At 70.9% G+C, this 25,856-nt stretch carries 24 protein-coding genes; 16 read left to right on the top strand and 8 right to left on the bottom strand.

What is annotated here, in order from left to right; genetic code table 11:
* Nucleotides 1-59: 59 nt before the first annotated feature.
* From O7601_RS22315 to O7601_RS22305, 3 genes are all read right to left on the bottom strand, one after another.
* Nucleotides 60-734, bottom strand: coding sequence for an STAS domain-containing protein (locus O7601_RS22315; protein ID WP_281563037.1), 675 nt, complete (start codon nucleotides 732-734; stop codon nucleotides 60-62).
* A gap of 84 nt (nucleotides 735-818) precedes the next feature.
* On the bottom strand, nucleotides 819-1,088 hold the full coding sequence (locus O7601_RS22310) for a GlsB/YeaQ/YmgE family stress response membrane protein (protein ID WP_093405816.1): 270 nt from the start codon (nucleotides 1,086-1,088) through the stop codon (nucleotides 819-821).
* A gap of 45 nt (nucleotides 1,089-1,133) precedes the next feature.
* Entirely contained in the window at nucleotides 1,134-1,610 is a 477-nt protein-coding gene (locus tag O7601_RS22305) for an STAS domain-containing protein (protein ID WP_281563036.1), read from the bottom strand.
* Nucleotides 1,611-1,763: 153 nt separating this feature from the next.
* Between O7601_RS22305 and O7601_RS22300 the strand changes: the two genes are divergently transcribed.
* The 6 genes from O7601_RS22300 to O7601_RS22275 all read left to right on the top strand — a co-directional run bounded on the left by O7601_RS22300 (nucleotide 1,764) and on the right by O7601_RS22275 (nucleotide 9,671).
* A complete protein-coding gene (locus O7601_RS22300; RefSeq protein ID WP_281563035.1) occupies nucleotides 1,764-2,453 on the top strand; it encodes a response regulator transcription factor in 690 nt (229 codons plus the stop codon).
* Nucleotides 2,450-3,802, top strand: coding sequence for a HAMP domain-containing sensor histidine kinase (locus O7601_RS22295; protein ID WP_281563034.1), 1,353 nt, complete (start codon nucleotides 2,450-2,452; stop codon nucleotides 3,800-3,802). Before O7601_RS22300 ends, O7601_RS22295 begins: the two co-directional genes overlap by 4 nt.
* Complete coding sequence (locus O7601_RS22290; protein ID WP_281563033.1) at nucleotides 3,802-4,437, top strand: GerMN domain-containing protein; 636 nt, start codon at nucleotides 3,802-3,804, stop codon at nucleotides 4,435-4,437. The genes O7601_RS22295 and O7601_RS22290 overlap by 1 nt, the downstream gene beginning before the upstream one ends.
* 88 nt (nucleotides 4,438-4,525) lie before the next feature.
* Entirely contained in the window at nucleotides 4,526-6,442 is a 1,917-nt protein-coding gene (gene htpG, locus O7601_RS22285; RefSeq protein ID WP_281563032.1) for a molecular chaperone HtpG, read from the top strand.
* Nucleotides 6,443-6,760: 318 nt separating this feature from the next.
* Nucleotides 6,761-8,563 carry a carbamoyltransferase C-terminal domain-containing protein gene (locus O7601_RS22280; RefSeq protein WP_281563031.1) on the top strand — a complete coding sequence of 601 codons (1,803 nt, stop codon included), beginning with the start codon at nucleotides 6,761-6,763 and terminating at the stop codon, nucleotides 8,561-8,563.
* Between the two features lie 109 nt (nucleotides 8,564-8,672).
* On the top strand, nucleotides 8,673-9,671 hold the full coding sequence (locus O7601_RS22275; protein WP_281563030.1) for a diacylglycerol kinase family protein: 999 nt from the start codon (nucleotides 8,673-8,675) through the stop codon (nucleotides 9,669-9,671).
* Between the two features lie 147 nt (nucleotides 9,672-9,818).
* On the opposite strand, the gene O7601_RS22270 is transcribed toward O7601_RS22275, so the two are convergent.
* From O7601_RS22270 to O7601_RS22260, 3 genes are all read right to left on the bottom strand, one after another.
* A complete protein-coding gene (locus tag O7601_RS22270) occupies nucleotides 9,819-11,090 on the bottom strand; it encodes an MFS transporter (RefSeq protein ID WP_281563029.1) in 1,272 nt (423 codons plus the stop codon).
* 78 nt (nucleotides 11,091-11,168) lie between these two features.
* Nucleotides 11,169-11,648 carry a hypothetical protein gene (locus O7601_RS22265; protein WP_281563028.1) on the bottom strand — a complete coding sequence of 160 codons (480 nt, stop codon included), beginning with the start codon at nucleotides 11,646-11,648 and terminating at the stop codon, nucleotides 11,169-11,171.
* Between the two features lie 41 nt (nucleotides 11,649-11,689).
* Nucleotides 11,690-12,013 (bottom strand): hypothetical protein, encoded by a 324-nt coding sequence (locus O7601_RS22260; protein WP_281563027.1) that lies wholly within the window; start codon nucleotides 12,011-12,013, stop codon nucleotides 11,690-11,692.
* 326 nt (nucleotides 12,014-12,339) lie between these two features.
* Between O7601_RS22260 and O7601_RS22255 the strand changes: the two genes are divergently transcribed.
* From O7601_RS22255 to O7601_RS22245, 3 genes are all read left to right on the top strand, one after another.
* Nucleotides 12,340-14,787, top strand: a complete 2,448-nt coding sequence (locus O7601_RS22255; RefSeq protein WP_281563026.1) for a M14 family metallopeptidase — start codon at nucleotides 12,340-12,342, stop codon at nucleotides 14,785-14,787.
* 104 nt (nucleotides 14,788-14,891) lie between these two features.
* Nucleotides 14,892-15,560 (top strand): HEAT repeat domain-containing protein, encoded by a 669-nt coding sequence (locus O7601_RS22250; protein WP_281563025.1) that lies wholly within the window; start codon nucleotides 14,892-14,894, stop codon nucleotides 15,558-15,560.
* Between the two features lie 5 nt (nucleotides 15,561-15,565).
* Nucleotides 15,566-16,570, top strand: a complete 1,005-nt coding sequence (locus O7601_RS22245) for a HEAT repeat domain-containing protein (protein WP_281567004.1) — start codon at nucleotides 15,566-15,568, stop codon at nucleotides 16,568-16,570.
* A gap of 9 nt (nucleotides 16,571-16,579) precedes the next feature.
* Here O7601_RS22245 and O7601_RS22240 read toward each other — a convergent pair whose 3' ends face one another.
* Together O7601_RS22240 and O7601_RS22235 are read right to left on the bottom strand one after the other, a co-directional pair.
* Nucleotides 16,580-17,425 (bottom strand): IclR family transcriptional regulator C-terminal domain-containing protein, encoded by an 846-nt coding sequence (locus tag O7601_RS22240; protein ID WP_281563024.1) that lies wholly within the window; start codon nucleotides 17,423-17,425, stop codon nucleotides 16,580-16,582.
* 31 nt (nucleotides 17,426-17,456) lie between these two features.
* A complete protein-coding gene (locus tag O7601_RS22235) occupies nucleotides 17,457-18,914 on the bottom strand; it encodes an amidohydrolase family protein (RefSeq protein ID WP_281563023.1) in 1,458 nt (485 codons plus the stop codon).
* A gap of 192 nt (nucleotides 18,915-19,106) precedes the next feature.
* Here O7601_RS22235 and O7601_RS22230 point away from each other — a divergent pair, with 192 nt between their 5' ends.
* The 7 genes from O7601_RS22230 to O7601_RS22200 all read left to right on the top strand — a co-directional run bounded on the left by O7601_RS22230 (nucleotide 19,107) and on the right by O7601_RS22200 (nucleotide 25,588).
* On the top strand, nucleotides 19,107-20,297 hold the full coding sequence (locus O7601_RS22230) for a CoA transferase (RefSeq protein WP_281563022.1): 1,191 nt from the start codon (nucleotides 19,107-19,109) through the stop codon (nucleotides 20,295-20,297).
* Nucleotides 20,294-21,082, top strand: coding sequence for a citryl-CoA lyase (locus tag O7601_RS22225; protein ID WP_281563021.1), 789 nt, complete (start codon nucleotides 20,294-20,296; stop codon nucleotides 21,080-21,082). The genes O7601_RS22230 and O7601_RS22225 overlap by 4 nt, the downstream gene beginning before the upstream one ends.
* Nucleotides 21,083-21,094: 12 nt before the next feature.
* A complete protein-coding gene (locus tag O7601_RS22220; protein ID WP_281563020.1) occupies nucleotides 21,095-21,958 on the top strand; it encodes an extradiol ring-cleavage dioxygenase in 864 nt (287 codons plus the stop codon).
* The gene (locus tag O7601_RS22215) at nucleotides 21,955-22,317 is read left to right on the top strand and encodes a hypothetical protein (RefSeq protein ID WP_281563019.1); all 363 of its coding nucleotides are present in this window, start codon (nucleotides 21,955-21,957) and stop codon (nucleotides 22,315-22,317) included. The genes O7601_RS22220 and O7601_RS22215 overlap by 4 nt, the downstream gene beginning before the upstream one ends.
* On the top strand, nucleotides 22,317-23,282 hold the full coding sequence (locus O7601_RS22210; protein WP_281563018.1) for a zinc-binding alcohol dehydrogenase family protein: 966 nt from the start codon (nucleotides 22,317-22,319) through the stop codon (nucleotides 23,280-23,282). The genes O7601_RS22215 and O7601_RS22210 overlap by 1 nt, the downstream gene beginning before the upstream one ends.
* 78 nt (nucleotides 23,283-23,360) lie before the next feature.
* Nucleotides 23,361-24,212: a pyridoxal kinase PdxY gene (gene pdxY / locus O7601_RS22205; protein ID WP_281563017.1), complete on the top strand. Its 852-nt coding sequence runs from the start codon at nucleotides 23,361-23,363 to the stop codon at nucleotides 24,210-24,212.
* A 239-nt stretch (nucleotides 24,213-24,451) separates the two neighbouring features.
* Complete coding sequence (locus O7601_RS22200) at nucleotides 24,452-25,588, top strand: nucleotidyltransferase family protein (protein ID WP_281563016.1); 1,137 nt, start codon at nucleotides 24,452-24,454, stop codon at nucleotides 25,586-25,588.
* Nucleotides 25,589-25,856 lie beyond the last annotated feature (268 nt).

Genomic DNA, 25,856 nt, shown 5'->3' with positions numbered 1-25,856 from the left:
ATTGACGACTACCGAAAGCTACGGGTGCTTTATCAGACAATCATCAATGCGGCGCGGCGTCAGACGGTGACGCGGCTTGCCGGACGGCGGCTCGTGGGCAGCGACGACACCTCGGCGGCGGGCCGTGGCACGTCGCTGGGAGTCACGTCGACCGACGAGATGCCGACCGAAACGGCGTTCTGCACCGCCGCGGCACTCAGTTGATCGAGAGCAGCGTCGAGGCTGTCGAAGATCGGGAAGACCCCGTCGAGCTTCATGGTGTGCAGCACGGTGCGGATGAACCTCGACGGCGCGGCGAGACACAGCCGCCCGCCCTGCTCGCGTACGTCCCGGTGGGCCCGGACGAGCATGCCCAGCCCGACCGAGTCGATGACCTGTACCTGGGTCAGGTCCACCACTACCGTCCCGGCCAGGTCGAAGGCGGCGCGCAGCGAGGCCCGCAGCGGGTCGCCGGTGCCCGGATCGGCACCGCTGTCGGCGGGGGCCGCCGCCGCCTCGGTGCCGCCGCCCGACCCGCCGCGGTCGCCGTCACCGAGTGGGCTGCCCGGCGGCAGTGAACTGCACCGGGGACAGCGGTGCGGACCGGTGGCGAACGGTGAACCGCTCCACCCGTGATCGGAGACCAGCGTCCAGACAACCTCGGCGTCGGGCAGCACGCAGGCGGTGCCGGTGGTGGTGTCACCACAGACGTCGCAGATCAGGGTCATCAGGTTGTCGTCCGGTACGACGGTCATCCTGCTTCCTCTCCGGTGCCGCGGCCGCTCGGCCGGGGTACGGAACTCGGGGCGGCGGGGGAGCACCGTCGCCGGGCGGACTACTCACCGGGAGTCGGAGCGTTCCTTGCCGGTCGTGGCGACCACGATCACCACCGCGATCGCGGCGAGCCCGGCCTGCACCACCAGACCCAGCAGGCTGAACCCCTGAACGCCGGCGAGCCAGGCGGTGATGGCGCCGAGCAGCGCGGCAACAGCTCCGATGGTCGTGGTGAGCCACAACGGCACGGCCGGGCGGCCGGGCAGGACCAGTCGGCCGAGGGCACCGACGGCAAGGCCCACGGCGAGAGCCGCGACGATCCCGGCGCTGGTCATGCTGCTCCTCGTGCTCACGGTCTGGTGCGGTCGGCTGCGGTGGGGTCAGGTGCGTACGGTGACCGCGGCGCGGCCGTACGCGGCAGCGCGCGGCGCCGCACCCGGCGACGGTGTCCCGCCGGCCGGTAGGACTGCCACTTCGGCGGAGGTAGGTGCGGCGGAGGCAGCTGGGGCGGCTGCCTCTTCGGTGGCCGGGGCCGGGGCGGCTCCGGCATCGTTGTGCACCGGCAGGATCTGGTCCAGCCGGGCGGTCTGCAGGATCCGGGTGATGCGCGGGTTGGGATTGCGTACCGCCAGCACACCCCCGGCACGGACCATCCGGCGGTGCACATCGAGCAGCAGGCCGATGGCGGCGGCGTCGATGTGCCGGCAGCCGGCCAGGTCGATCACGACCTGCTGGGGGCGCAGGGCCAGTAGCTGATCGAGCACCGCGCCGGTCTCGGGCAGGCAGCTCAGATCGAACTCGGTGATGGACACCTCCACCAGCGGCACCGAGCACTCGGGGCGTCGTGGTGCGGTCACGGCCAAGGCCCCCTCTCCTGCGGTCTCCGGGTGGCTCTCACCCTGCCCAGCGGGGTTGGCGGGCACCGCGCGGACGGATGACAGTTGCGTGACAAAACACCCTGTTGTCGATCGCGGTTGGCCCGGCGGCCAGGGCTTGGGGATGATTCCGGTATGACAGCGGTACTGGTGATCGAGGACGACGACCGGATCCGGTTGGCGTTGCTGCTCGCCCTGGAGGACGAGGGCTACGAGGCCCGGGGAGCGGCCACCGCCGAGGAGGGCCTGCGCACGCAGCGCCGGGATCCCGCCGACTACGTCCTGGTCGACCTGATGCTGCCCGGCATCGACGGCTTCGAGGGCATCCGGCAGCTGCGCCGCGACGACGACGTCCCGATCGTCGTGGTCAGCGCCCGCGATGACACCCACGACATCGTCGCCGCGCTGGAGGCCGGCGCCGACGACTACGTGGTCAAGCCGGTGGCGATCAAGGAGCTGACCGCTCGGCTGCGCGCCCTGCGCCGACGCGGCCGGGCGGCGACCGCACCGGACGGTCCCGAGCCGGTGCCGGTGCTCGCCTTCGGCGACCTGGAGGTAAGCCCCGAGGCGGGGGAGGTGCGGCGGTCCGGCGAACCGGTCGCGGTCACCCGTACGGAGTTCCGGTTGCTGTGCGAGCTGGCCGAACACGCCGGTCGAGTGCTGTCGCGCCAGCAGCTGCTCAGCCGGGTCTGGGGGTACGACAGCGGCGACGAACGGCTGGTCGACGTGCACGTCGGTCGGCTGCGCCAGAAGATCGAGGCCGACCCGGCCAATCCCCGGCACCTGGTGACGTTGCGCGGTCTCGGTTACAAGCTGCAACGATGAGACGTCTCGGACTGCGGGCCCGGGTCACCGCCGCGTTCGCGATCGGTGCGCTGCTGCTGTCCGCCTCGATGGCTCTGGTGTCGTACGAGCTGACCCGCCGTACGTTGCTCACCGAGCGGGAGCGCACCGTGTTGCGGGCGGCGTACTACGACGCGGCGGTGGTCCGCGCCGGCCTGAACACCGAGAACCCGGACGTCGCGGAGGCGCTGCGGGCGCTGGACACCGGCACCGGCCGACGCCCCCTGGTGCTGCTCGACGGCGAGTGGTACGCGCGCAGCGCCGACACCGGGCTCACCACCATCGTGCCGGCCCGGCTTCAGGACCTGGTCTCGGCGGGGGAGCCGGCGGTGCAGCGGGTCCGCCTCAACGACAACCCGGTGATGCTGGTCGGCGTGCCGCTGTCCGAGTCGACAGCCTTCTACGAGATCGCCTCGCTGCGGGAGCTGGAGCAGACCTTCCAGGTGCTGGCGCTGGCACTCACCGCGGTCGCGATCATGGTGGCCGGGTCGGGGGCGGCCCTCGGGTGGTACGCCACCCGACACGGGCTGCGTCCGCTGACCGCAGTGGCCGACGCGGCCGAGCGGATCGCGGCCGGCGACTTCACCACCCGGCTCGCCCCGGACACCGACCCGGACCTGACCCGCCTCTCCACCTCCTTCAACCGGATGGTCGACGAGTTGGCCGGGCGGATCGACCGGGACCGGCGCTTCGCCGCCGACGTCAGCCACGAGTTGCGCTCGCCGTTGCAGACTCTCGCCGCGGCCGCGAGCGTGTTGTCCCGGCGTCGGGAGAACCAGGACGAGCGGACCGCCACCGCAGCCCGGCTCGTCGCCGACGAGATCGAACGCTTTCAGCAACTGGTCAACGACCTGTTGGACCTGGCCCGTGGCGATCAGCCGGTGCACCGGGAGCCGGTCGACCTGCCCGAGCTGGCCCGACAGGCGTGCCGGGACCGGGACCTGCCGGAGACGATGGTGCAGCTGGAGACGGGGACGCCGTCCAGCTGGCGGGTGGACCGCCGCCGGGTCACCCAGGTGTTGGCCAACCTGCTGGACAACGCCGAGCGGTACGGTGCCGGGCCGGTCGCGGTGCGGCTGTCCCATGTCGCGGACACGGGCGTGATCGAGGTCGACGACGAGGGCCCGGGAGTGCCGATGGAGGACCGCAAGGTGATCTTCGACCGCTTCGTCCGGGGCCGGGCCGCCAACTACCGGGGCGGCGGCGACGGCACCGGCCTGGGGTTGGCCCTGGTGGCCCAGCACGCCGCCGCGCACGGCGGCGACGCCTCGGTCAGCGACCGCCCGGAGGGCGGTGCCCGGTTCCGCGTCACCCTGCCCGGGAGCGTCTGATGACCCGACCCGCCAGCGTCGAGCCCGAGCATGCCGGTCAACCAGCCCGCACCGGGCGTACCGTGCGCAAGACCGGGGTAGCCCTGGCGGTCGCCGCGGTGCTCGCCCTGCTCGGGGCGTGTGGGGTGCCCGTCGAGGACCAACCTCGCGCGGTCACCCCGCCACCCGTGCCCTTCCCGTCCACCGCCACGGCGGCACCGACGGCGGCCGAGACCGGCGCGGTCACCGAGGTGCTCTACTTCTCCCGCGACGAACGCCTGGTGCCGGTGATCCGCCGCGCCGACCAGGTGCCCGCGCTCGACGCGCAGTTGCGGGCCCTGCTGGCCGGGCCGACCCCGGCCGAGCGCGACGACGGGCTGACCAGCGCTCTGCCGGGGGCCTTCACCAGCGCGGTGGTCGAGCTGGTCGACGGGCTGGCCCGGGTCACCGTCGGGCTGACCGCGGTGGACACCGGCCGCATCGACGGTCGGCTGGCGTACGGCCAGATCGTCTGCACCCTTGGCGCCCGCACCGACGTCACGGCGGTGCTGTTCCTGGAGGGCGGCACGCCGTTGAGCGTCCCCCGGGCGGACGGCTCGCTGTCGTCGGGGCCGCTCACCGCGGCCGACTACGCCGTGCTGATCAATCCGCGTTGAGAACAAGCGGACCACCCGACGCACGCGCAGCGCGACGACTCGTATCCTTTCCGCGAACCGCCGTGGCGACGACCGGAAAGGACTTGGTGTGAACGACCGGGCCGAGACGTTGGAGTTCCAGGCCGAGGCGCGTCAGCTGCTCCGGCTGATGGTCCACTCGATCTACTCGAACAAGGACGTGTTCCTCCGCGAGTTGATCTCGAACGCCTCCGACGCGCTGGACAAGCTGCGCCTGGCGTCGATGGTCGACAAGGACCTCGCCGTCGACACCGGCGATCTGCACATCGCCATCGAGGTCGACCGGGACGCCCGTACCCTCACCGTGCGGGACAACGGCATCGGCATGAGCCGTGACGAGGTGGTCTCCGTCATCGGCACGATCGCCAAATCCGGCACGGCCGAGCTGCTGCGGCAGTTGCGGGAGGCCAAGGACGCCGGTGCCTCGCAGGAGCTGATCGGTCAGTTCGGCGTCGGCTTCTACGCCGTGTTCATGGTCGCCGAGCGGGTCGAGCTGGTCACCCGCCGGGCCGGCGAGAGCGGCGGTACCCGCTGGGAGTCCACCGGAGAGGGCACCTACACCATCACCGAGCTGGACGACGCTGCCCAGGGCACGGCGGTGACCCTGCACCTCAAGCCCGCCGACGCCGAGGACAATCTGCACGACTACACGGCCGAGTGGACGATCCGGGAGATCGTCAAGCGCTACTCCGACTTCATCGCCCACCCGATCCGGATGACGGTCGAGCGTCCCGGCACCGACGACGCCCCCGCCACCATCGAGACGGTCACGCTCAACTCGATGAAGGCGCTGTGGGCCCGGCCGCGCGGTGAGGTCGAGCCCACCGAGTACCACGAGTTCTACAAGCACGTCAGCCACGACTGGGCGGACCCGCTCGAGACCATCCACATGCGCGGGGAGGGGACCTTCGAGTACGAGGCGCTGCTGTTCATCCCCACCCACGCGCCGCTGGACCTGTTCTCCCCTCAGGGCCGCCGGGGGGTGCAGCTCTACGTCAAGCGCGTGTTCATCATGGACGACTGCGACGCGCTGATGCCCAACTATCTGCGGTTCGTCAAGGGTGTGGTGGACGCACACGACCTGTCGCTGAACATCTCCCGGGAGATCCTCCAGCAGGACCGGCAGATCCGGGCCGTGCGCCGCCGCCTGGTCAAGAAGATCCTCGCCACGGTCAAGGACCTCAAGACCGACCAGCCGGAGCGCTACCGCACCTTCTGGGGCGAGTTCGGGTCGGTGGTCAAGGAAGGTCTGCTGGAGGACACCGACAACCAGGAAACCCTGTTGGAGATCCTGTCGGTGGCCTCGACCCACGACCCGGCCGAGCCGACCGACCTGGCTGGCTACGTCGAACGCATGCGGGAGGGGCAGAGCGACATCTACTACGCCACCGGCGAAAACCGGGCCACCATCGAGAACTCCCCGCACATGGAGGCGTTCCGCGCCAAGGGCTACGAGGTGCTGCTACTCACCGACCCGGTCGACGAGGTCTGGGTCGAGCGGGTCGGCAGCTACGCCGGCAAGACGCTGCGCTCGGTCGCCAAGGGGCAGGTCGACCTGGACACCGAGCAGGAGCGGACCGAGGCCGAGGCCGAGCGGGAGCGGCAGCGCACCGAGTACGCCGACCTGCTCGGCTGGATGGGCACCGTGCTGGCGGACCACGTCAAGGAGGTCCGGCTGTCGTCGCGGCTGACCACCTCGCCGGCCTGCGTGGTCGGCGACGCCCACGACCTCACGCCCACCCTGGAGAAGATGTACCGGGCGATGGGGCAGGAGGTGCCGAAGGTCAAGCGGATCCTGGAGATCAACCCCACCCACCCGCTCGTCACCGGCCTGCGCAAGGCACACGAGCAGGGTGCCACCGGCGACTCCCTCGCGGAGACCGCCGAGCTGCTCTACGGCACCGCGCTGCTCGCCGAGGGCGGAGACCTGACCGACCCGTCGCGGTTCGCCCGGATCCTCGCCGACCGCCTCGCCCGCACCCTGTAGCCACCCCCGCTCCCGGGATCGAGTGGCGTCGGAGCCCACTCGATCCCGGGAGCGAACCCTGACCGTCGCGGTGTCGGCCGGCCCCCCACAACATGTCGTCGGGACGCGGGGCGGCGTGGGGTCCCGACGTCGGTCGGGGCGACGGCTCAGCGGGTGAGGCCGGCGAGAGGAACGGAAAACAGCCGTGAGGAATGCATGCCCTCTGGTGTGTTTCGCACCTTGCCCCGGCGATCGGCACGCGGATAGCTTCCGAGAGGGAAATCTGAACGTGAAGCAGCTGAAACCGCAGCGTAATACCAGAGTAAGGGACGCCAACTGATGATCATTCTGGGGTGCAACGGTTTTTCCCGCAGCGCGGAAATGTTTGCCGAGCATTATGGCGCAGTTGGCACCGAGAAGCATTATCTGCTCGGGCACGACGCCGGCGCGGCGCTGCTCGTGGACGGCGAGCTGGTCGCGGCGGTGGAGGAGGAGCGCCTCAACCGGCAGAAGAAGACGTCAGACTTCCCGATCAACTCGGTCCGCTGGGTCCTGGATCATGCCGGGATCGATTTCGATGACGTCGACCTGATCGCGATCCCGTGGAACTTCGACGCCAAGGTCTTCGACAGCACGCTGGCCGAACTGGCGTCGATCCCGATGCCGCCGACGCAGAAGCTGGTTCGTCTCAACCATATCGGCATGGTGTTCGCCACGGTGCTGGGACACGACGCGATCCTGGCTGACTTCGCCGCTCGAACCGGGTTCACCCCGGATCCGGCGAAGGTGGTATTCGTCCCGCACCACTTCGCCCACGCGATGACGGGCTACTACATGGCGGGGGTCAAGGACGCGGCATTCCTGATCAGCGATGGCCGGGCCGAGCTGCTGTCGTCGTTGACCGGGGAGATCCGGGACGGCCGGATCCGGGTCTTCGAGGACTCGTTCGTCACGGCCAATGACTCGCTGGGCAATCTCTACTCCTGCGTCACGCGGTTCTTGGGATTCGTACCCAACAACGACGAGTACAAGGTGATGGGCCTGGCCGGGTTCGGCGAGCCGCCGTCGCCCAACCCGTTCTTGGAGCACTTCGTCGAACTGCACGAGGGCGGGCGGTACACCATGGTCCTGCCGAACGACCTGGAGAACCCGCGGCAGTTCGAGCCCCTGCTGGAGAAGCACTTCGGTCCGGCGCAGGACACCATCGAGTACCAGTCCCGGGTCGCGGCGGCGGTCCAGGAGATGGTCACCGTGGTGACCCGGCACCAGGTGGCGGCGCTGGAGACCCGGACCGACCTGGATCACCTGCTGGTCGAGGGTGGGGTGGCGCTCAACTGCGTCAACAACACCGAGCTGCTGGAGGGCTCGCGGTTCTCCGACGTATCGGTGAGCTTCGGCGCCAGTGACACCGGTGTGGCCATCGGCGCGACGGTGTTCGCGTGGGTCAACCACCCGGCCACCACCGCCGAGGTGAAGTACGCGCCGTCGGTCACCCCGTACCTGGGGCCGGAGTACGACGACGCCGAGGTCGAGCGGGCGCTCGGTGAGTTCGCCGACCGGGTGGAGTGGACCGCCCGGCTGACCGACGACGAGGTCGTCGACCAGGTGGCCGAGCTGCTCACCGGCAAGGTCGTGATCGGCTGGTTCGAGGGTCGGATCGAGCACGGGCCCCGGGCCCTCGGGCACCGCAGCATCCTGGCGAACCCGAACTTCCCCGACATCAAGGACATCATCAACAAGCGGGTCAAGCACCGGGAACCGTTCCGGCCGTTCGCGCCGCTGGTGCTGGAGCACGACGCGCCGAAGGTCTTCGAGATGGGCCGCAAGGTCCGGTCGCCCTACATGACCTTCGTCTTCCCGGTCCGGCCGGAGTTCCGGGAGGTCATCCCGGGTGCTGTGCACGTCGACGGCACCTCGCGGGTGCAGACCGTCACCACCGAGCAGACCCCGAGGCTGGCGGCGCTGCTACAGCGGTTCACCACGCTGACAAACGTGCCGTGTCTGATCAACACGTCCTTCAACGTAGCCGGCGAACCGATCGTGTGCAGCCCGACCGACGCGCTGAACTGCTTCCTGAGCACCGAGATCGACCACCTCGTGCTCGGCAACCGCATGGTGGCCAAGCGTGTCACGGGTGCCTGACCGTCACGAGCGCCCACGGAGAGCGGACCGTGGACCTGGCGGTGACACAACGTCTCCCGACTACCTCCACCAGGCGTGAAATCGCTGGCCGTCGGGTACCACTGCCGGCATGAGTGCGAGTGTGCTGGTGGATCCGGACCGGCCGGCGCCCGCCGTGGCGGTCGGCGCCGTCGCGGTCGTGGCCCACCGGAAGAAGAACCTCGGTGGCGGCCTGGACGAGCTGCGCGCCGCCCTCGTCGGCGCGGGCGTCGAACATCTGCTCTGGTACGAGGTACCCAAGAGCCGTAAGGCGCCGAAGAAGGTCCGCAAGGCGCTCGACAAGGGTGCCGAACTGGTCTTTGTCTGGGGCGGCGACGGCATGGTCCAACGCTGCGCGGACACCCTCGCCGGATCCCGCGTACCGATGGCGATCCTGCCCGCCGGCACCGCCAACCTGTTCGCCACCAACCTGGGCATTCCCGAGGATCTGCGGGAGGCGGTCCGGATCGGTCTGCACGGGCAGCGGCGCCGGCTCGACCTGGGCAAGCTCAACGGCGAGCATTTCGCGGTGATGGCCGGTGCCGGCTTCGACGGCGACCTCATCCGCGAGGCCGACCGGGAGATGAAGGGGCGTCTCGGCCGGCTCGCGTACGTGTGGACCGGGCTGCGCCACGTGCGCGGCGAGCTGACCCGGACCCGGATCACCGTCGACGGTGCCCTCTGGTTCGACGGTGAGGCCAGTTGCGTGCTGTTCGGCAACGTCGGCACCATCACCGGCGGCATCCCCGCCTTCGACGACGCCCGCCCCGACAGCGGCTCGCTGGAGATCGGTGTCTCCACCGCCAGCGGCGCCGTCGACTGGGCCCGGACCCTCGGCAAGATGGCCACCGGCCGCTCGGACGACTCCAAGTTCGTGCGGATCACCCGGGGACGCAAGGTCAAGGTCCGTTTCGCCGACCCCAAGACGTACGAGTTGGACGGCGGCGCCCGCAGCACGGCCCGGAAACTGAAGGTACGCGCCGTGCCCGCCGCCCTGACCGTGTGCTGCCCCGACCGGGACGCCGAGGAGGCGCCGGTAGCCGTGCCCGGCGCGGATGAGTGCGAGGGGTCGGCATCTCCGCGAGGATGAGCGGAGACAGGACTGACCGCTCCCGCCGACGCCGTGCTCGTCTTTCGACGGCGTCCTCCTCATGCGCCCGGAGCCGATGCGCAAGCCGGTCACGACTGCGACGAGCGCAGGTGCAACGGTCATTGCCCCACGAGCAAGCGGCCAGGATCACCGGCGACCGCCGGGCCCCGTAGCCCGAGCCGAATGCGATCCGATCCTCGGAGTCGAAGCGTCGGGGGTCGATGATGGGGGCAGGGAAGACCTCGTCGGCGTTTCGGCTCGTGACGGTGAACGGTCGCGCCGACGTCGCCAGGTCAGCGCGCAAGTGGTGAGGCAGACGGCGGCGGCGAGGATCAGCGGTGGTCGTGGGCCGATCAGCACGGCGGCGGAGCCGAGCGGCGTCGTCGCCGCGATCGACCCGAACATGACCGTGTTGGCGGTGGCGGCGACCCGGCCGAGCAGGGCGTCGGGGCTGTGTGTCTGGACGGCGGTGACGGCCGCGACGAGCGCCCACGGCAGCCCCAGACCGGTCACCACCGACGCGGCGACCACCACTGGCCACCACGGCAGGCAACGGCCCAGGCAGCTGATCGCGAAGAGTCCGGCCCCGGCGAGGGCCACCGCTGTCGGGTCGAACCGGGCGATCAACCGGCCGACGACCAGTCCACCGGCGACCGACCCGACGCCCTGGGCGCTGAGCAGCACGCCCAGGAACGTCGCCGGCAGGCCGAGCGTGTCGGTGACGACGGCGTAGCCGGCGGCGGTGACGAGGCCGGACATGCCGATGGCGACCCCGGCCAGCACGACCGGTCGTCGGATGGACGGGGATCCGAACAGGACGGCCAGGCCGACGCGGACTCCCCCGGGCCGGGGCGCGACCGGCGGCGGCGTGCGGGTCAGGCGCAGCGCCGCGAAGCCGGCTGCGGCGAGGGCCGGCAGGACGGCGGCGAGCAGGGCGACCAGATGGCCGCCCCGCCAGGTGTACAGGCCGGCCCCGGCCAACGGTGCGACCAGCTTGACGCCCTCCTGGGCGCTGGAGCGCCACCCGTTGACCCGTCCGAGATGGACCGGCGACAGGGCCGCCGGCAGCAAGGCGCTCTCGCCCGCGTCGATCAGGACGTACGCGATGCCGTAGACCGTGGCCACGCAGAACAGCAGCCACACCTGGCCGGGGCCACGCACCGCCAACAGGCTGGGCAGGGTGGCGGCGAGGGTCAGGTTGGCCGCGACGACGACCGGGCGTCGGGGCAGCCGGTCGACGACAGCGCCGAGCCACGGGCCGGCGAGGGTGGGCGCGTAAGCGCAGAGGCCGGCGAGCGCGGCCAGGCCGGGCGAGCCGGTGAGATCGAGGATCCAGATGCCGGTGACCAGGGCCATAGCGCTGCCGCCGAGGCCGGACAGCAGGGACACCGCCACGAACAGGATCGCGTTGCGCCGCACGAGCCCTCCGGAATCAAGTCAGAGTGGCCCACAGCGTCCTGTCTTGAGTCGCGCCGAGGCAATACCTGCGGGTGGAGGTCAACGTCGCGTTGACAACGCCTCGGCGAGATGGCGGGCGACGGCGCGTACCGGAGCGGGCAGGCCGGGATCGGCGGCCGGCAGGTCGGCGCGGATCCGGGCGGCCAGGTCGTACAGGGCGCCCGGCTCGGCCTCCAAGGCGAGCAGTGTGGTGCGGCGGGTCAGCGCGGCCCGGGGGAAGCGGGTATCCCAGCGACGGTCAGCGTCGATCCAGCGCCGCAGCTCGGTGAGGAGGCCGCGCAGTGTGGCGACCTCGGCTGGCCAGCGTCTGTCGGATTCCTTCCGGCGGCTCGTACGCGCGACGGCCAGGCGCTGACGGCGCTGCTCGGCCGCCTGGCGACTGCTCAGCCCCAGCGCTACGGCGACCTGGTTCCAGGTGGCGCCGGCCTGCCGGGCCCGGTCGATGAGATCGAGTTCGGCGTCGTCGAGCCGGTCCCGGGTCCCCGGAATGCCGGCCAGTTGATCGAGCGGATCAAGCACCTGTCAACGTTACATTGACATCCTGGGTCCGGCCGGCTCGCTCAGGCGGCGGCGGACCGGCGGGAGTGATCCGTCGACCAGGTTGGGCGGGCGGTCGGGGCTACCCAGGTGTCGTCCCGAGTGGTGGCAGGAGCGGTTGTCTCGTCGGCCGTGCCGCCCTGGGCGAGGTTGAGCGCCCGCTGGGCCCGCTGCCACGGCTCGCACGGCCAGTTCTGCCCGGCGCACAGCAGGTGGGTGCAGCCACCGTCCTCGCCCGGCGCGTGCGCGTCGGCGACGTCCAGGGCGAGCCGCCACAACAACGGGTCGGTGACCCCGGCCGGACGGTCGGCGGCGTGGTGGTGCCGGTCGATGGCGTTGTCGGACACGCGTGATCCCCCTCGTTGTCGAGCCTCACGCTCTTGATCTCCAGTCTGCACGCAGGTCAAACACGAGTTCCGGGACGGTCGTGCGGGGTGGGCGCGGTCACCGGGGGCGGGGCCGCCGATGATTGACAGATCCCTATCTGCGGGCGAAGGATGTCGGCAACTCGATCACTCCTACGATCCGGATGCGCGACGCTGCGTAATCGGCGATGCGGGCAGCGTCGACCGCCGAGCGCCTCGTCGTAGTCGCCCGCAGCCGGGCGGCTCGGCGGATCCGCGCTGAACCCGCTGCCTCCGTGCCGCGCGCCGAGAAGAGGGGCGACCGCCTCATGTCCAAGGTCCGTACGGGCTTGCGCTGGCGACCCCAGCTGCCCGCCGCCACCGCACTGGCCGCCTTCGCGGCCGTGCTGCTGCTGGTCAATCCCGCTGCGGCGATCGTGCCGCAGGCCGCCGCACCGGTCACCGCGCCCGCCGACCTCGGCCGGCTCGCCGACGAGCGGGCCAGCGTGGTCGAGGTGATCCTGGCCGACAACGCCGAACTGGACGCCCTGGTGGCCACCGGCGTCGACCTCGACCATCACATCACCCATACCGGCGACGGCATCGTCGTGCACGCCGTGGTGACCGGCAACGAAGTCGCCACGCTGACCCGGGCCGGCTACACCTTCGGCAAGGTGCTGCACACTCCGGCGGACGCGGCGCAGCGGGTGGCCGAGCGGGAGGCCACCATCGCCGCCCACCTGGCCGAGAACCGGGAGTACGCGGCAGCGGCCGACTTCTCGGCCCGGTCCACGGTCTCCGACGTCAAAATCATCCGGGCGGACTACTACACCTCGGGCGACACGCAGGTGCTATCGGTCGAGGCCAAGTGGGCGCAGGGGCAGGCCGACGGCAGCCCGTTGACCGTCGAGCGGGACAGCGGGCCGGGCACCGAGATCGGCTCCGGCGGCACCCAGACCATCTCCCGGTTCGTCGACGCCGGTGTCTACCTCTACCACCGGGGCGCGGCGCAGGTGACCAGCCGTCCGGCGTACGTGCGGATCACCAGTCCGAGCGGTGACGTGGCGGTGGCCAAGGTCAACGAGTGGCTGCCGATCCCGCCGAAGGACCCCGAGGGGCCGGGCTACATGAAGGACTTCGTGGCCAGCTACCTGACCCCCACCGAGCTGTACGACCGGATCAAGGCCCTGTCCGCGCAGTACCCGAAGATCTCGGAGATCGTCGAGCTGCCGTACCGGACCAACGGCTACCGGCGTAAGGCGCAGGCCGTGCTCGGCACCGTCGACGCCAGCCGGGTCGCGGTCGACTCGCTGGCCTGGGGTCACCAGGGCGGCAACGACATCTCCGTCGAGTTCGCCGATCCCGGCGTCGCCGGCGCACCGCTGGCGGTGACCGTCACCGGCACCGGAGTCCGCGTCGACCTCGCCACCGACGGCAGCGGCACCGTCACCAGCACCGCCGAGCAGGTCGTCGCCGCGCTCAACGCGCAGGCGGGGACGCTGCTGACCGCGTACACCTATCGGGGCAGCCCAGGCGCCGGCGTGGTCGCGCCGGTCGCGCGGACCGCGCTCTCCGACGGCCTCGCCGCACCGGCGTCGGTCTCCCGCGACCCACACCCGGTGTACGCCATCCGCATCGGCAAGCACCGCGACGGCTCCCGGCTCGGGGTGCTCGCCTACGCCCAGGAACACGCCCGGGAGTGGGTGCCGCCGCTGGTCACCATCGAGACCGCCGAACGGCTGCTGCGCAACTACGCGCACGACCGGAAGACCCGCGACCTGGTGGACAACCTCGACATCTGGATCGCGCCGTCGATCAACCCGGACGGCGGGCACTACTCGTTCTACGACTTCAACTCCCAGCGCAAGAACATGACCAACCACTGCGGGCCGGAGGCGCCGGCGGACTTCCTCGGCCGCAACTCGTGGGGCGTGGACAACAACCGCAACTACACCGAGTACAGCCTGTTCGACGGCTACGCGGGCGCGTCGACCAGTTGCACCAGCGGCACGTACGCCGGCCCGAGCGAGCTGTCGGAGCCGGAGAACCGCAACGTGGATTGGCTGGCCGCCCGACCGAACATCAGGTTCTCGATGAACCTGCACTCGTCGGGCAACTACTTCATGTGGTCGCCCGGTTCGTACGCCGTGCCCGGCCGGATCTCGGCGCCGCGGCCGACGCTGGCCGAGGAGTCGCTGTTCTGGGGTGCGTCGTCGCGGATCCTGACCGCCATCAAGCGGCACCGCAACCTGGCGGTCACCCCGGCCCGGACCGGCCCGATCGCCGACGTGCTGTACTCGGCGGCCGGCAACTCCGGTGACATGCTCTGGTACAAGTACGGCATCTACGCCTGGAACTTCGAGGTCGGCACCTCGTTCCAGCCGGCCTGGCAGGAGGCGCACGCCGAGACGATGGAGTTCGCCAATGGCCTGACCGAGATGCTGCGGGTGGCCCGGGACTTCGACACCGACCGGAAGCGCCCGAGAAGCTCGTTGTCGGTGCGCGCGAGCGCCACCCCGGGCATGGTGGACGTGACCTTCTCCACCAGCGAGCCGGCGGCGGTCTTCTACACCCTGGACCGGAGCCGGCCCACCTACGGCTCCACGCTCTACGGCTCGGCCGGCATCCGGGAGGGCGGCGAGACGCTCACCATCCCCGTCGGCACGACCGTGCACTGGTTCTCGGTGGACGCGGCGGGCAACGTGGAGCGTAACTACAAGCCCGACGGCCGGGGCAACAACCACAACAAGCAGAAGGTCAAGGCGCCGAAGCGCTGACCGGACGCCTCGGCGGGCCGTGGGTGACCGGCGATCTACCGGGCACCCACGGCTTGACCTTGACAGAGTGACAAGGTCTTCACTGTGTCGAGGAGGTGATCCGGATGAACCCGTCACAGGAGGCCACGGACACGGCGCGGATGCTGCGTGGGCTGGAGCACGGCGACCCGTCGGTGCGGCTGCGAGCCGCACTCGCGGCCGGCACGACTCCCGACCGCCAGTTTATCGACAAGCTCGTGGAGCGTTGCGCCGTCGAACCCGAGTTCTACGTGCGCGAGATGCTCACCTGGGCCCTCACCCGGCATCCGGGCGCACTGACCCTACCCGGGCTCGTCGAGGAACTGCGCTCCGGCACTGCGCAGGCCCGGAGCCAGGCGCTGCACACGCTGTCGAAGATCGGCGACCGGCGGGCGTGGCCGGCGATCACCAGGGCGTTGCTGACCGACGCCGACGACGAGGTGGCCCGCAGCGCCTGGCGGGCGGCGGTGGTGCTGGTACCCGACGGTGACGAGCCCGCCCTGGCCGAGGTGCTGGCGACCCAGCTCGGGCGCGGCGGGCGGGAGACCCAGTTGAGCCTCAGCCGGGCGCTGATCGCGCTCGGTGAGGTGATCACACCGATCCTGCGGGCCGCGGCGCGCGATGCCGACCCCGGGGTACGTCAGCACGCGATCGCCACGGAACGTCTGCTCGACGATCCGGACGCCGGCTTCGAATTCGCGCTCGATGAGGCGAAACGGGTGGTGGCCCTCGGTGAGAACGATCGGAAGCGGTGACCGCGGTGTTGATCGGTGATGTGGCGCGACGATCCGGCGTCAGCGCCCGCATGCTCCGGCATTACGAGTCGCTCGGCCTGGTGGAGCCGACGGGCCGCAGTGGCGCCGGCTACCGGGAGTACTCCAGCGACGACATCCGCCGGATCTTCCACATCGAGAGCCTGCGATCGTTGGGGCTGTCGCTGCGGGAGGTCCGGCGGGCGTTGGACGATCCCGGCTTCGCCCCCGCACAGCTCGTGGCAGACCTGATCCAGCAGACCCGGGAGCGGATCGCGGCCCAGACCGAGCTGCTCACCCGCCTACGTCGGATCGGGGCCGCGCAACCCGCCGACTGGGCGGACGTGCTCCAGGTCGTCGCCCTGCTCCAGGCCCTCGGTTCGGAGCACGCCGGGCGACGCCAACACGCCGCCCTGTCCTCGACCGGCGAGGCGGCGGTGCCGGTGGAGGTGCTGGTCGAGGCGGCGTTGAGCGAGTCGGACCCGAACGTCGCCGGTGCCCTGCGCTGGGCGCTGGCGCAGTCGGCCCACGGCGTCGCCGCGCTGCTGGCGCCGGGCCTCGACGCACCCGACGCCGAGGTACGCAAGCGCGCCGTCCAGTCCATCGCCGAGATAGCGGACGAAGACGCGACCGCGTTCCTGCGGGACGCCCTAGCCAACCCCGACGTCGTGGTCCGCAGGTACGCGGCGCTCGCGCTCGGGGCACGTGGCGTGGCAGCGGCGATCCCGACCCTGATCGAGATGGTCGTCGAGGAGACGAACGAGGCCGACGCGGCCGACGCGCTGACCGCGCTGGCCGGTGAGCCCGCGCTGGCGGAGCAGATCGCCGGCCGCCTGGTCGAGCGCCTCGGCACCGACGGCGTCGCCTCACCCGTCCGCAGTCGGCTGACCCAGGCGCTCGCCGACATCCCCGGCGCCACGGCCGCGCGTGCCCTCGCCGAGCTGTCTCAGGACGAGGATCGCGCCGTCGCGCTCACCGCCGCGTACGTGCTCACCCTGCGCGACGGGCGCTAGGACACCGCACTAGCCTCGTGGGCTCCGCGCGGCGGGGACGGTGGCGGGCTCGACGGTCGCGTCCTGGAGCACGCTGGGCACGGCGTCCAGCAGTGCCCAGTCCCGGCTGATGTCGGCGGCGGTGCAGAGCAGGCGCGGCAGGTGCTCCTCGGTGAGGGTACGTACCGACGTCTCGGCCGCGTGCACGGTGACGTTGATGGCGGCCACCACCCGCCCCTGGCCGTCGCGGACACCGGTGGCGACCGACCGGATACCCGGGGCGAGATCCTCGTCCGCCAGGGCCCAGCCCCGGGCTCGTACCTCGCGCAGCGACGCGTCGAGGGCGGCCCGGTCGGGCTGCCAGCGCGGGATGATGCCGGACCGGCCGGGCATAGCGAGGACCCGATCGAGTTCCTCGGCGTTCAGGGCGGCGAGCAGCACCTTGCCCATCGAGGTCGCGGGGGCGGGGAAGCGGGTGCCGATGGTCACCGCCAGCGTGATGATCTTCGGTACGGCGACCCGGGTGACGTAGACGATGTCGCTGCCGTCGAGCTGCGCCATCGACGTCGACTCGTTGGTCTGGGCGACGAGCCGCTGCATGTGCGGCCGGGCGACCTCCCACCCGCCGAGCGCGTTGATGTACGTCATGCCGAGTTCGAGCACCCGGGGGGTGAGGGCGAAGCCGCGTTCGGCGGAGCGTACGTAGCCGAGGTCCTCCAGGGTGAGCAGGATCCGGCGGACGGTCGGCCGGGCCAGCCCGGTCGCACCGGCGATCTCGCTGAGCGTCATCACCGGTTGACCGGGCTGGAAGCAGCGCAGGACGTCGAGGCCACGAGCGAGGGCTTCGATGAAGTCGGGTCGGGCGTCGCGTGCCATCACTGCCTGCCTTCCGAGGGTCACGTGCCGCTCAATGCTTCCACTGCGCCGAGCCGGCGTCCCACTCGGTGTAGGTGTACGGGTTCTCCTGGATCTTCGTCTCCGGGATGTCGGGGTTCATGCCCTTGGCCCAGGCCTCGGCGCCCATCTCGCCGATCAGGTGGTCGATGGTCTGCTCGACGTGCCGACGGGCAGCGGTCAGGTCCACCCCGAGCAGCTGGTGGTCGTGCTTGACCAGCCGACCGTTGACCACGACGCTGTGCACGTCGCCACGCTGCGCCTGGAACGCGACGTGGCCGTACGGGTTGAGGATCGGGAACATCACCGGCGAGCGGTCGTTCTTGATCAGTACGAGGTCGGCCTTCTTGCCCGTCGCCACGCTGCCCACCACGTCGTCCAGGCCGAGGGCGCGGCTGCCGCCCCGGGTGGCCCACTCGACGACCTGCTCGGCGCGCAACCGGCAGTGGGTGACGGTGTCGGCTCGGGCGTGGGCCTCCAGGTGCTCGCGGGAACGGTCGGCGCCGAGCGTGGTCCGCATCGCGGAGAACAGGTCACCGCTCCACCAGACGCTGGTGTCCATCGACAACGACACCGGGATGTCGTGGTGGCACAGCGCCCAGGTGGGCGGATAACCCTGACCTGCGCTCTGCTCGCTCTCCGTCGACACCGACACCGAGCCGCCGGTCGCGACGATGCGATGGTACGAGTCGTTGGTGAGCGTGGCGGCGTGCACGTACACCGTGGACGGAGTCATGAAGCCGTTCTCGTGCATCAGCCGGATGCCGTCGTCGTTCGTCGCACCCCACACTCCGGCGTGCGTGGTGACCGGCAGGTCCAGTTCCCGGGCCACCTCGAACGCCGCCCGTTCCGGGAAGGCCGGGTCGCCGGTGACGTCGAAGGCCAGTTGCAGGCCGAGCAGGTCGTCCCGGCTGTGGAAGCGACGCTCGACGAAGTCGCGGAACTGCGGGCTGGTCGCCCATTCCCACGGTCCCTGCTGGATGTTGCCGTACGCCAGCACGAAGCGGCCGGGTACCTCGCGCAGGGCGTCGACGGCGGCGTCGGCGTGGTCGGTGCTCTGCAGGCCGTGCGACCAGTCGACGGTGGTGGTGACACCGGCGTCGATCGCCTCGATGGCGGCGAGCAGGTTGCCGGCGTAGATGTCCTCGGGGCGGAACAGCTTGCCGGATTCCAGGTAGTACCAGACGAAGTACTGGGTCAGCGTCCAGTCGGCACCGTAGCCGCGCATCGCGGTCTGCCACATGTGCCGATGGGTGTCGATCATTCCGGGCATGAGGATGCCACCGGACGCGTCGATCTCGATGGCGCCGTCGGGTGCGGCCAGCCCGACGCCGATGTCGGCGATCCGTTCGCCGACGACCAGGACGTCGGTGCCGGGCAGGACGCGGTGCGTGTCGTCCATGGTGAGGACGAGGCCGTTGCGGAACAGCAGGGGACGGTCGGGACTCGGGCCTGATACGGGTGCGCTCATGGCGGTCAACTCCCAGCGGTGGTCGGTGCGGCCCACTTAACGGACAGCTGTCCGTACTGCGGTCGCGCCTGTGATGGGCGCAAGTGTGGGCACCATTTCCGGCAGGTGTCAACGGTTGACATGGTGCATCTACACTTCGATACTCGGCATTCACGGACACATGTCCGCCTAGCGGTCGGGAGTGGGATGTCGATGGCAACCGAGCACGGACGCGAACCGGATCCGACACCGGGCGGTGGTCCGCTGCGGGGCCTGCTGGTCGCCGACTTCTCCCGCATCCTCGCCGGGCCGTACGCGACCATGCTGCTGGCGGACATGGGCGCCGAGGTGGTGAAGGTGGAGAGCCCCGGCGGCGACGACACCCGCACCTGGATGCCGCCGGTACGCGACGGCGTCTCCACCTACTACCTGGGGATCAACCGCAACAAGCGCTCCATCGCCCTGGACCTGCGCGACCCCGACGACCTGGCCGTGGCCCGCGCCCTCGCCGGCCGCGCCGATGTGCTGATCGAGAACTTCAAGCCGGGCGGGCTGCGTCGCTTCGGCCTCGACTACGACACGGTCGCCGCCGCCAACCCCCGGGTCGTCTACGCCTCCATCAGCGGGTTCGGCACCGGCCCCGGGGCTGCCCTCCCCGGCTACGACCTGATGGTGCAGGCGATCTCCGGCCTGATGAGCCTCACCGGCGACCCGGGCGGCTCGCCGTACCGGGCCGGCATCTCCGTGTTCGACGTGATGACCGGCATGCACGCCACCATCGGCATCCTCGCCGCCCTGCACCACCGGGGTGTGCACGGCAACGGTCAGCACGTCGAGGTCAACCTGCTCTCCTCGGCGCTGTCCGGGCTGGTCAACCACTCCAGCGCCTTCGTGGCCGGTGGCACCGTGCCCTACCGGATGGGCAACGCCCATCCGAGCCTGTTCCCGTACGAGCCGCTGCCCACCGCCGACGGTGAACTGGTCGTCATCGCCGGCAACGACGGCCAGTTCGCCAAGCTCTGCGAGGTGCTCGGCGTACCGGAACTGGTCGACGACCCGCGCTTCGGGCGCAACCAGGACCGCACCGCCAACCGCGAGGAACTGCGGCCACTGCTGCTGGAACGGCTGCGTACCCGGGGCAAGGACGAGTGGTTCCGACAGCTGATCGCAGCGGGCGTGCCGTGCGCGCCGATCAACACCATCGACGGCGGGGTGGCGCTCGCCGACGAACTCGACCTCGACCCGGTCGTCGAGGTCGGCGCGGGCGACCGGGCGGTGCCCAGCGTCCGGCACCCGATCACCTTCTCCGCCACCCCGGCCCGCTACGACCTGCCACCGCCCGGTCTCGACGAGCACGGCACCGAGATCCGCAGGTGGCTCACCGAGAGGCAGGACCAACCGTGACCAGCTTCCCGACGTCCATCGGCACCTCCGACGCGAGCAGCATCCGGCTGCTCGGCCAGGATCTCGCCGCCGACCTGATGGGCCACGTCGGCTTCGGTGAACTCGCCTTCTGGCTGGTCGCGCAGCGCCGCCCCACCCCGTCGGAGGTACGCGTCTTCGAGGCGGTGCTGGTCGCGCTCGCCGACCACGGGTTCACTCCCACGGCCATCGCCGCCCGGCTGACCTACCTCAGCGCGCCCGAGTCACTCCAAGGGGCCCTCGCCGCCGGACTGCTCGGCGGTGGATCCCGCTTCCTCGGCGTGACCGAGGACTGCGGCCGGTTCCTCGCCGACACGCTCGCCGCCGCCGACGGTCCGGTGCCCGCCGACGACGCCGGCTTCGACGATCTGGCCCGTGACGCCGTCACCGCCGCCCGGGCCGCCCGGCGGCTGGTGCCGGGACTGGGTCACCCCGTGCACAAGACCGAGGATCCGCGTACGACGGTGCTCATCCGGATCGCCGAGGAGGAGCAGCTGCGCGGGCCGCACCTGCGGCTGTTCGAGGCGATCGGCCGGATCCACCCGGAGGTGCTCGGCCGGACCCTGCCGCTCAACGGCGCCGGGGTCTGCGGAGCGGCCCTGGCCGACCTGGGTCTGCCGGTCGACCTGCTGCGCGGCTTCGCGTTGCTGGCCCGGGCCGCCGGCCTGCTCGGGCACCTCGCCGAGGAACGCCGCACCCCGATCGGCATGGACGTGTACCTGACCGTCGACCGCAACGCCACCTACACCACCCCCGACCCGTCCTGAGAGGAGCCGTCCATGGCCACACTGGCCGCGGTCATCGCCTCCACCCACCACCCCTTCTACTACCGGGCCAGCACCGCCCAGGGCGAGGACCGGCCACCCTTCGCCGACGAATGGGTACGCAAGATCACTGCGTTCCGCGAGACGCTCACCCGGGCCCGCCCGGACGTGCTGGTGATGGTCGGCTCCGACCACTTCCACCAGTTGTGGCTGGACAACATGCCGCAGTTCCTCATCGGCAAGGCACCGTTCTACGACGCCAACTGGTACAACGAGGAACGCGAGTTCGGCCTGCCCCGGATGGTGCTGCGCGGCCAGGAGGACCTGTCGGCGTTTCTGCTGCGCGAGGGCCTCGACGCCGGCTTCGACCTGGCCTACAGCAACGAGCTGCGCATCGACCACAGCATCACCTGCCCGATCATCACCCTGCGGCCCGAGGCCGACCTGCCGATCGTGCCGGTCTACACCAACATCTTCGCCCCGCCGCTGCCGCAACCGAAACGCTTCGTACAGTTGGGCAAGACCATCCGCGAGCTTGTGGAGTCCTGGCCCGGCGATCAGCGGGTCGCCGTCGTCGGCACCGGGCACCTGTCACTGGAACTGGGCGGGCCACGGCAGTTCGGCCCGCACGGCCCCGACCCGGAGTTCGACCGCCGCGCGGTGGAGTGGATCGCCAGCGGCGACCTGGAGGGCTGCCTGTCCGAGGTGACCCTGGACAGCCTGCACGCCCCCGGCAACGCCACCCACGGCTTCATGGACTTCATGCTGATGATGGGCGTCGCCGGTGAGGGCGCGAAGGCCGACTACGTCGACACGCTCGACCTGTTCCACACGATGGAGGCGTACTTCACCTGGTATCCGAACGGAGCGGCGGCATGAGCAGGTACCTGCTGAACAAGTTCCTCTACACCGTCGACCGCGACCCCGACCTGGTCGAGCGCTACCGGGACGACCCGCGCGGCACCGTCACCTGGTGGGAGGCCGAACGGGCCAACCAGATCCTCAACTGCCACGTCCCCGAGGCCAGCACCTGGCTGCGGTTCGACGAGATCGAGCGGGAGGCCCTGGCGACCCACGACTACGTCAGACTCTTCGAGCTCGGTGCCCACCCGTTCCTGACCCTGACGCTGTTCATCGCCATGTTCGAACGCGACCACCCCGAGCCGTTGGGCTTCCAGAAGGAGTACGCCCGCCGGCTGGCGCACCTCTCGCTGCCGTACCCGGACATCGCCACCTGATGGACGCCGCCGTCATCACCGCCTGCGGTCGAGCGCCCGCCGTCGACCGTCGCGAACCACCACGGCCCGGCGACGGGCAGGTACGGATCCGGGTGGCCGCCGCCCCGATCACCCCCCTGGATGTCCTCTGCGCCACCGGCACCTCGTACTTCGGCACCCCGGCCACCCCGTACGTGCCCGGGGTGCAGGGCGTCGGCCACCTCGACGACGGCACCCCCGTGTGGTTCGCCACGACGGCCGGGATGCGTCCCGGCGACGGCAGCATGGCCGAACACTGCGTGGTGCCGTACGCCGACGTGGTCGCCCTGCCCGACGGCGTCGACACCATCCTGGCGGCCCTCGGGCTCTCCGCGGTCGCCGGGCTGATGGCACTGACCTGGCGTGGCGAGCTGAGCCCGGGGGAGCAGGTGGTGATCCTCGGCGCCGGCGGCGTCGTCGGTCAGGCCGCCGTGCAACTGGCCCGGCTGCACGGCGCCCGACGGGTCGTCGCCGCCGCCCGGTCGGCCAGTGCGCGGGAGCGGGCCCGGCTGCTGGGCGCCGACGCCGTGGTGGCGCTGACCGACACCGACGACGTGGACACCCTCGCCGGTCGGCTGGTCGACGCCTGCGACGGGCCGGCGGACGTCGTGCTCGACCCGCTGTTCGGGGTGCCGGCCGCCGCCGCGCTGCGTGCCCTCGCCCCGCACGGCCGGCTGGTCAACCTGGGCAGCTCGGCCGGCGAACAGGCGCCCTTCGACTCCGCGACGTTGCGCAGCCGGTCGCTGCGCATCCTCGGTTACACCAACAACGAGTTGGACCCGGCACAGCGGGCGCAGGCGATCCGGGAGATCGCCGACCACGTCGCCGGCGGCCGACTCGCCGCGACCCACCAGACCGTGCCGCTGGCGGAGGTCGCCGATGCGTGGACCCGGCAGGCCACCGGTCGGGCGGCCGGCCGGATCGTGCTGACCATGCCGAGGCGCTGAGCCGCCACCAGCCCGGCCGGCTCGGCTGGGTAGCGGGGCCCGGCCCCATCGCGGGCCGCCGACCGCCATGATGAGACGGTGAAGATCCTGTCCATCCAGTCCTCGGTCGCCTACGGTCACGTCGGCAACTCGGCGGCGGTGTTCCCGTTGCAACGGCTCGGCCACGAGGTCTGGCCGGTGTTGACCGTGCACTTCTCCAACCACACCGGCTACGGCGCGTGGCGCGGCCCGCTGCTGGCCCCCGCCGACGTCGCCGAGGTGATCGCCGGCATCGCCGACCGTGGTGTGCTCGGCGACGCCGACGCGGTGCTTTCGGGCTACCAGGGGGATCCGGCGATGGGCGCGGTGATCCTCGACGCGGTGGCCCTGGTGAAGACCGCCAACCCGGACGCCCTCTACTGCTGCGACCCGGTGATGGGCGACGTCGGCCGGGGCATGTTCGTCCGGCCCGGCATCCCGGAGTACCTGCGCGACGTGGTGGTGCCGCGCGCGGACATCGTCACCCCGAACCAGTACGAGCTGGAGTTCCTCGCCGGCCGCCCAACGAACACGGTCGACGACCTGCTGGCCGCCGTCGACGCGGTACGCGCCACCGGTCCCCGGCACGTCCTGGTGACCAGCGTGCTGCACGGCGACCTGCCGGCGGACACGCTGGAGGTGGTGGCGGTCTCGGACGCCGGTGCCTGGGCGGTGACCACCCCGCTGCTGCCGATCAACCCCAACGGTGGCGGCGACGTCACCGCCGCCCTGTACCTGGCGCACCTGGCCACGACGGGTTCGCCGGCCACGGCGTTGGAACGCACCACCGCCTCGATCTTCGCGGTGCTGGAGGCCACCCTGGCAGCCGGCACCCGGGAACTTCAGCTGATCGCCGCCCAATCGGCGATCGCGGATCCGCCGGCCCGCTTTCCCGCCCGCCGGCTGCGGTAGCCAACTGCGGCGGCGCTCGGGCGCGGCCGGAGATAGAGGCGCTGCCGTCCTGCGGACGCCCCGGGTCGAGGGGAATCGGGCAGGTTGAGCAGGCGGCGGCACCCCCATTGGCCATCTAGACTGCGTCAGCTCCCCCCATCGGGGCAGGCGAACCGTGTCCCCCGGGTCCGGACGGACATAGTGGATGGACAGCGAGCCCCTGGGTGCCCGGGTCGTAGCGCAGTCGAAGAGGAGGCCGAATGGCCGTGATGTCGGTCGAGTCGGAGTTGTTGCTGCTGCTTGGCAGGCAATATGTCGCGGACCCGCAGCTGGCTCGCGTACGCGAGATCCTTGCCCAGGACGCGCCGGGGCTGGACTGGGGGCAGTTCGCCGCTCAGGCGGCGCGCCACCGCGTCGCCGCTCTCGTGGGTTGGCACGGGTGGCGCTTCCTGACCGACAAGACGGTGACCGGTCTCGACCCCGCCGTCATGATGCTGCTGTACGCCACCTACCGCGACACCCGGCGGACCAACGAGGTCATGTTGCGCGAGATCCAGGCGATCAGCGACGCCGCTGTCACGCAGGGCGTCACCGTCCTGCTGCGCAAGGGCGGCCATCTGGCCTTCTCGGCATATCAGGAGCCGGGCCTGCGGCCGATGGGCGACCTGGACGTCCTCGTCGTCCGCGAGCAGGCGCCGGCACTTGTGGAGGTGCTTGAGCAACTGGGCTATGTGGAGGGTCATCCGTCGGTGAACGGAATCGTCCCGCTCAGCAAGCGGGAGCGTGCGTTCTGGCGTCTTTACGGCAGCGACCTGCCCAAGTTGAACAAGCTGACCGGTGAGATCGACTGCCCGATCGTCAGCGTCGACGTCAACGTGTCGCTGGCCCTGCCGGGCAAGGGGTACGACGTCCCGGTCAGCGCCGTCGTGGCACACGCCCAGCACCACCGGTACGGAGGTGCCTCGTTCCTCGTGCCGTCCGCCGAGGACGCGGTCGTCGATCTGGCCGCCCACATCTACAAGACGTCGACGACCCTCAGGTTCATGACCCGTGGCGGCAAGCATCGCCGGCTGATCAAGTATGTGGACATCGCCGAGTTGGTGCGTTCGGCCGGCCCGGACTTCTCGTGGGACCTGCTGCTCGCACGCGTCGACGAGTACTGCGTCGCTGAGCCCGTGTACTACGGGCTCGCCCACCTCAACATGCTCTTTCCGGACACCGTCGCGGCGGACACCCTCGCCGCGCTCCGGCAGCGATGCAGCGCGCCGGACCAACTGCTCGCCCGGTACGGCCAATGGGATCTGGCCGAGCCTCGGGTGTGGGAGCAGGACTTCCTCAGCCGGTTCTTCGACCCGGCCGCCGACCGTGAACTGCCCGCCTCGAAGTCGCTCGTCTGAAAGCGGGACGGAGGCGCCTGAGCACACCGGCTCAGGCGCCTCCTAGCGACTAGTCGTCACTGGCAGGCGTTGGGGCCGCCGACGATGTCGTCCAGCTCCTCGTCAGCCATCTCGCGGATGTCGACGGCCTCGAACTCGACCTCGGTCATGTGGATTCACCCCCTTCCAGGGTCGCCGATTGGCGTGTTCCTCCACCACGGCGGTCGATCCAGGAGTAGGAGGTGGAAGTGGTCGATTTCCACCAGTAGCTCCAGAGCGGATCGATGAC

Source organism: Verrucosispora sp. WMMD573 (assembly GCF_027497175.1).
GTDB lineage: Bacteria > Actinomycetota > Actinomycetes > Mycobacteriales > Micromonosporaceae > Micromonospora.
The sequence above is the reverse complement of the archived record's forward strand: the minus strand, read 5'-3'. Positions and strand labels throughout refer to the sequence as shown.